The organism is Ruminococcus sp., from assembly GCF_019417665.1.
In the GTDB taxonomy this organism is placed as follows: Bacteria; Bacillota; Clostridia; order Oscillospirales; family Ruminococcaceae; genus Ruminococcus_C.
In genome coordinates this window covers 1-5,850 of sequence record NZ_DXUU01000091.1, presented here as the reverse complement: position 1 = coordinate 5,850, position 5,850 = coordinate 1, and the positions used below count along the sequence as shown (strand labels likewise).

At 51.5% G+C, this 5,850-nt stretch carries 9 protein-coding genes; all 9 read right to left on the bottom strand.

The window, feature by feature from the left end:
* A partial coding sequence (locus tag QZ375_RS13475; protein WP_365729206.1) for a phage minor capsid protein occupies positions 1-220 on the bottom strand: 220 nt, incomplete at its 3' end.
* A 63-nt stretch (positions 221-283) separates the two neighbouring features.
* Entirely contained in the window at positions 284-1,609 is a 1,326-nt protein-coding gene (locus QZ375_RS13470) for a phage capsid protein (RefSeq protein WP_295219769.1), read from the bottom strand.
* Between the two features lie 3 nt (positions 1,610-1,612).
* Entirely contained in the window at positions 1,613-2,872 is a 1,260-nt protein-coding gene (locus QZ375_RS13465; protein WP_295219768.1) for a PBSX family phage terminase large subunit, read from the bottom strand.
* 9 nt (positions 2,873-2,881) lie between these two features.
* Complete coding sequence (locus tag QZ375_RS13460; protein WP_295219767.1) at positions 2,882-3,445, bottom strand: bacteriophage Gp15 family protein; 564 nt, start codon at positions 3,443-3,445, stop codon at positions 2,882-2,884.
* Positions 3,442-3,804, bottom strand: a complete 363-nt coding sequence (locus QZ375_RS13455; protein ID WP_295219766.1) for a DUF6673 family protein — start codon at positions 3,802-3,804, stop codon at positions 3,442-3,444. The genes QZ375_RS13460 and QZ375_RS13455 overlap by 4 nt, the downstream gene beginning before the upstream one ends.
* Before the next feature lie 13 nt (positions 3,805-3,817).
* Positions 3,818-4,663, bottom strand: a complete 846-nt coding sequence (locus tag QZ375_RS13450; RefSeq protein ID WP_295219765.1) for a hypothetical protein — start codon at positions 4,661-4,663, stop codon at positions 3,818-3,820.
* A complete protein-coding gene (locus QZ375_RS13445; protein ID WP_295219764.1) occupies positions 4,656-5,096 on the bottom strand; it encodes a chloramphenicol resistance protein in 441 nt (146 codons plus the stop codon). Before QZ375_RS13445 ends, QZ375_RS13450 begins: the two co-directional genes overlap by 8 nt.
* A gap of 1 nt (position 5,097) precedes the next feature.
* Positions 5,098-5,436: a minor capsid protein gene (locus tag QZ375_RS13440; RefSeq protein ID WP_295219763.1), complete on the bottom strand. Its 339-nt coding sequence runs from the start codon at positions 5,434-5,436 to the stop codon at positions 5,098-5,100.
* Positions 5,433-5,765, bottom strand: a complete 333-nt coding sequence (locus QZ375_RS13435) for a hypothetical protein (protein ID WP_295219762.1) — start codon at positions 5,763-5,765, stop codon at positions 5,433-5,435. Before QZ375_RS13435 ends, QZ375_RS13440 begins: the two co-directional genes overlap by 4 nt.
* Between the last annotated feature and the right edge of the window lie 85 nt (positions 5,766-5,850).

The following is a 5,850-nucleotide window of genomic DNA, read 5'->3' as shown; positions in this document are numbered from 1 at the left end:
CCTTGACCTGTTCCACGCTGGCATCGGTACGCTGCGCAATCATGGCAATGATATCGTCATACAGCAGTCCGGCGGTCTGCAAAACCTGTGCCTGATATGCCGTGGATTCCGACACAAATCCCATGCGCATCATACGCCGCACCATGTCTGCAATGATATCATCCTCCAGCTGCTGGTACAGCGCAAGCAGCTGCGAGACATCCGGCTCATAGTTCTGCAAATCAAATCACCTCACAAAGCCTCCCCTGAAAGGGGAGGGGGACCAGCGAAGCTGGTGGAAGGGTCAAAACAGTCCGCCGTCGTCCTCCTGTTTCGGCAGATATTCCGACGCTTTTTCCGCATCACAGCCAAAGTACCACATGACAAACTGTTCCTTGCTGTACAGCCCGGCGCTGACCATCTGCATCCGCCGCTGGAATTCCTTGTCCGCATCCTCCAGGACACCGTCCCCGAAGGTGCAGGAAAGCTCTGCCTGTTCCTGTGTCCTGTTGGCGTAATAGTCCCGGTAGTACTGCATCCCGTAGACAAGATCGTCCAGCGCTGTCCGCAGATTCGCCTGAATATCGCCGACACGGACAAAGCTGCGCTGCTTTGATGCCCGGACTTCCTCTGCGGTTTTTTCCACATCCGAAACCTCGGAAAATGTGCCGTAGGCAAGACCAATTGCGCTCTCAATGCGCCGCAGCATCTGATTCAGTGCGTTAAAATGCGCAGTATCACGGATTTCCGGGGAGAACGTCTCCATAAATGGCTTGTTGTCCGCTGTCTGCACGATCTGATACATGCGCTCTCTGCCCTTTGGCAGAACAGGCTTGCCGCCAACATACCGGAACAGATCGGCGCTTGCATTGACTGCACGCTCTGAGGATTCCAGCTCCCAGAGAATCCGCTCCCATTGCACATCTGCATCACGAATAAATCCAACCGCATCCCCATAGACGGAAACGCCCAGGGGAGAAGTGGGGTCAATGTTGTTTGCATCCGGGTTCTGGAATACGGCGAACAATGGGCGCTGTACATTTTCATACACCTTTTCCGGCAGAATATCCGCCCACTGCGGCACCTCGGCAAGGCTGCACTCTGTTCCCAGAATACCCGGCATACCGGACTTGAAACACCGCTGCCGGATGGTGTGGGTTCGCTTGTTCCTGTCGTAGGTGTGCTGCTCCAGTCTGGTGTAGTAGGTTTTTCCCACTGCGATTTCTTCCGGGCAGATCACGCCGTCACAGGTGCAGTCAGTGTAATTCACTGGCAAGTAGGCATTCTGCGGCACAATGTCCACCAGTGTCACGCCGCCTGCATAATACGGTTTCAACAGCAGCCCACCCATGGAAAGCCCCATGTCCAGACAGCGCCGCAGCTTCGGCACCATCGCCTGGAATCCACTATTCAGCTCTGTGTCGCTGATTTCTGCGGCAAACTCCGTCAACGTCAGCCGTTTCAGCTCTCGTGCAATGGCAGCCGGCAGTCGCATGGGGCGTACCCGCTTGTTCTGCCATTTTGCCTTATTTTCGTACATATCTTCCCACAGCTGCATCTTCTGCTGCATGTCGCCGCTTACAAGACATGGCACACCCATTGCCACTGCAATGGCAGATGCGTCGATCATGTGTTATCCCTCCATTCTGATTTCCCGGAGCGTCTGCCGCATTGCCGTTCGGACGAAATAACGGGTGTCGTCCATAGCGTGGTCATTTTCCTTGATCACTGCGTCAGTCTGTGCTTTTTCATCCCAGCAATACAGTTCGAATTCACGGATACAGTTGCCGCAACTGTCATGAAACCGCAAATAGCCTAAGTCCAGCAGGGTAGCAGTATCACGGATGCCGTCCAGCACAGTATTGTCCGCCTGCCGTACCCGGAAAAGATGGTGCCGCCGGATGCACTCGATAAACGATGCCGCAGACGGGTCTACTAGCACATATTGTATCTGCTCTGCCAGATTTCCGGCAAGTCGTACTAGCTCTGCATAATGTTCTTCGTCGGTGCGCCTTACTCCGGTCTCTCTGCTGTTCCAGTAATATTCCCGGATACGTGTAGCTTTCCCGGTGTACCGGTTCAGTGCCCACAGTCCCATGCTGGTTGGATTCACTGTACCATAGTCGCAGGATACAAAGAAGTCACAGTTCCTCATATCTGGCAATTCATGCACAATGTGCTTTCCCTTGTCAAACATGGGGTATACCAGACCTTCCGCCACGCACCACTCGCCGAGAATATACCTGCGGTAGAATACCCCGGAAAACATGGATTCTGACCGCCGTATCTTCTCCGGTGTCATAACCGGATTATCCCGCATCAAGAAATGGATGTGCCGTGCGTCACTGCGTTCGCCGTTGTCACACTTCTTCACCCACTGTTTATAAAACCAGTGCTCCGGGCTGTCCGGGTTGCAGTTAAACCACAGCTTTGCGCCGTCCACGGACAAGCTTCTCGCAATTGCCTGATTCACAAAGGATTCCGGCATCAATGCCACTTCATCAAACAGCACGCCGGAGAGTGTAAGACCCTGCACCAGCTTGTATGAAGCTTCGTCCTTGCCGCCGAATACGTGGAAACGGTTTGACGTGCCGTTTCCAGTGACCGTGAGAATGTGCTTGCTGCCCAGGTAGTGGAGCTGGAAATAATGGGTGATGTCTGCCATCTGCTCCAGCTCCATGATGATGTTCCGCTCGGCAGATTGTACCGTATTGCCGCAGATGGCAAACCTGGCATTCTGAAAGCTGGACATTGCCCAGAGGATAAAGCTGCACGCCATGGATGCTGTCTTGCCGGAGCGCACAGAGCCGTCACAGATCAGGGCGTAACTTCCGGGCTGATAGCACCAGCGAAAGACCTGTTTTTGCTTTGCGGATAATTTGGAAAATGTCATGTTGTCACCTCATTCGAAAAACTCGCCGCATTGGTACGCATCCAGTTCTTCGCGGGGAATTCGGATGCTGTCCTGGATTTTCTTAATGCGTTTGCGTTCATTCTTATCCTTAACCGCAGACAGATTTACCGAACGATAGCCCATACGCTGCTTGATTGGCGTATCATCCGGTAACGCATCAAACAACGCCAGGAACACGTGCCAGTGCATTTCCGGTATTGTCAATAGGTCGATGTGATACACAGACAAAAACGCCGCATAAACATATGCAGCGTCAAAATTCCATGACAGGACTTTGTCTGTGGATTTTCGCCCCGGCTCTCTGTCGTCCTCCGGCGGAGCATCTTTTCTGGACGCAAACAAGATCAGCGCTTCCAGAGATTCCTGGAGTAAGTCAACCGGCGGTTTCTCCTTGTACCACTCCAGCATCAGCAGTATCTTTTCCCGTTTGTCTATGCTGCTGTCCTCCTGCATATCAAAAAAGCGCAGCCAATCCCGGAAATCCGTATAGACTGGATACGCCTTGCCGCCAACCTCTACGGTATCCGGCGGTGCTTCATACAGCAGGTTCACCGTTTGCCGCCTTTCGGCAGATACTTCCGGCGAATCTGCACCATCTCTGCCTGAGACTGGGCAGCCTGTTTTGATACAAACGCCAGAAAATCGCCATACACAGCGGTATATTTGCGTACATTGTCCGGCACATCTGCAAAAATCCGTGAGGCTGTGCCATCGCCAAACAAGGAATCATACAGCGTGCGAAATGCCTTGCAATATGCTCGGATATATGCGGCAGCTCCATCGGACTTGTCCTTTGGGGAGTCGGTTTCCAGCTGATCCATAGCCGCTTCATATTTTTCTACTGTGTCTGCATCCTCAATGTCCAGATATAGCTCCAGTCCGTTTACTTTCCAGATTGTTAAATCTTCCATGCCTTATCCCCCCTTACTCAGTCTCGCTTGCCGTAGAAGCGGCAGTGAACTGGATTGCATAAGTATTAGTTGAATTTGCACCGCTGCCGCCGTTGTCAACGGTGATATAGACGTAATCCCCATCCTTGACGTTGTTCAGGGAGATCTTGTCGGTAAAGGTATTTGCAATGCTGTTATGCATAATCGTTGTCTTGTATGTGGCGCTTTCCGCATCTGCATATACATCAATACTGCCCGTGATAGCAGCAGTATAAGTAGTTCTGCTGGATACAAAGGCAGGGGTTAGCGTAACGGCTTCCGATCCGGCACGTGTTGTGATTTTCAGCGTTCGCAGCACGGGTTTTACGGAACTGCCGGATACCTGGATGGTCTGCCAGTCATCTGTGGTGACCACTGTCACATCCTCCATTTCGCCACGTGTCTTAAAGTTGCCGGAATAGGTCATACAGTCGGTGGAATCGCCGTCTGCATCTGGGATCACTGCGTAATCACGCATTTTGCCGGTAGCTGTCCAGCTCTTGCCGCCTGTGTTTACGGCGGTGGTCATGTCTACCGGGATAATGCTGCGGATTGCATCCGGACCCAGCAGCTCGTTTTCGTGGATGTCGATAATATCATCCGTTACGGGATGCCCCTTGTGTCTGTCCAGGGCATACGCTGTTGAAACGTTGTAGCCGGTAATGTCAGTACGTTTAAAATCCTCGTCCACATACTGACGCTCGTATTCTGTTGGATTTTTGGACGTCGAAAGAGAAGTGAAGCCCTCCATTCGTGTATATGCCGAATTGCCGGGCACTAGATAAAATGCCAGCTTTCCGGTACGCAACACAAGGCTTGCGTTTTTTAAATTTTTACCCATTTGTGTAGTACCTCCGATCTTGATAGTACAATAATCTCAGTTGTATTTGATACCGTGCAGTATCGTCTCCGGTATCGTAGGCATAGCCGCTGGACGTGATCTCAATTAGATACGGTGTACGGTAATCCCCAAGGTCGGGGAATATGCCCTGCCAATTGTTACGTTCCACCCAGTCCGCAAAATCATCATAAAAGCCGGAGTTTGCAATATTCTCCAGCACTTTTTCGCCGTACTTTTCGTGGCTGGCGAACACAAACAGAAACTGCCGCTTGTCGCTGCCGTCCGTGTATTTCTGCACAATTGGTTCGCAGGGTGTGGTATCCACGGTGTAGCCGATTGCATCCGCATCCAGCCGGTCAACACCTAAAATAGCTCCGTCTTTCAGCAGGGGACAAGCGGCGATATAATCCCGGATTGCTTGTATGATTGCCATATCATCCCGCCTTTCCGCGTGCGATCAGCCGTGCGTTTTTTAGGATTAGCTTGCCGTGATCCGTCCACGCTCGGAGCGCCCACTTTCTGCCACGCAATCCTTTGGATTTGCCATAGCGCCATTGCTTGATGGCGTAGTCTGTTGTCCACATCAAGTACGTTTTGCTTGTATCGCTCTTCATGATACCAGAATCACGCAAAGATCCAGTATCAATAGGAATGTACAATTCGCTTTTTCGCAGCAGTTCATTCCCAACAAACGTGACCGCTTGCTGTTTTAGTTCTGCTGATTTTGCGTGGAGTTTTTTTGTATTAAAATTGATTTTCACTTTGATGATCATACCGCCGTCACCTCAATGTGCTGGACCTCCGGCGAACCATAACGGAAATCTTTGACTTCCATGACTGTCCAGCATTCCTCCGGCGGCTCTGCATTATTACATCTGCCACAGATGATCCGGTCATTCCGCTTCGGAATGTAGTCTGACAGGGAAGAGGCCGGAATGATGCACAGCACGCTGTCCTGCTGTTTCATGGAAGTACCAGACTGTGTTTGCCCCTTTGCGTCCTCCCAATAGATCGTAGGAATAAAATGCCGGACATAGGCTTCCATGCGATCTGCACCGACTTTGCGCTCGTAGACTGTGCAGCCAATCTTATTTGTAAACATCAATAACACCCCCTGTAAAGCAGCCCTGTTGTGCCCAGATAGCGCATACAGATGCTTTTGAGATAATCCTGCAGACCAGATGTAT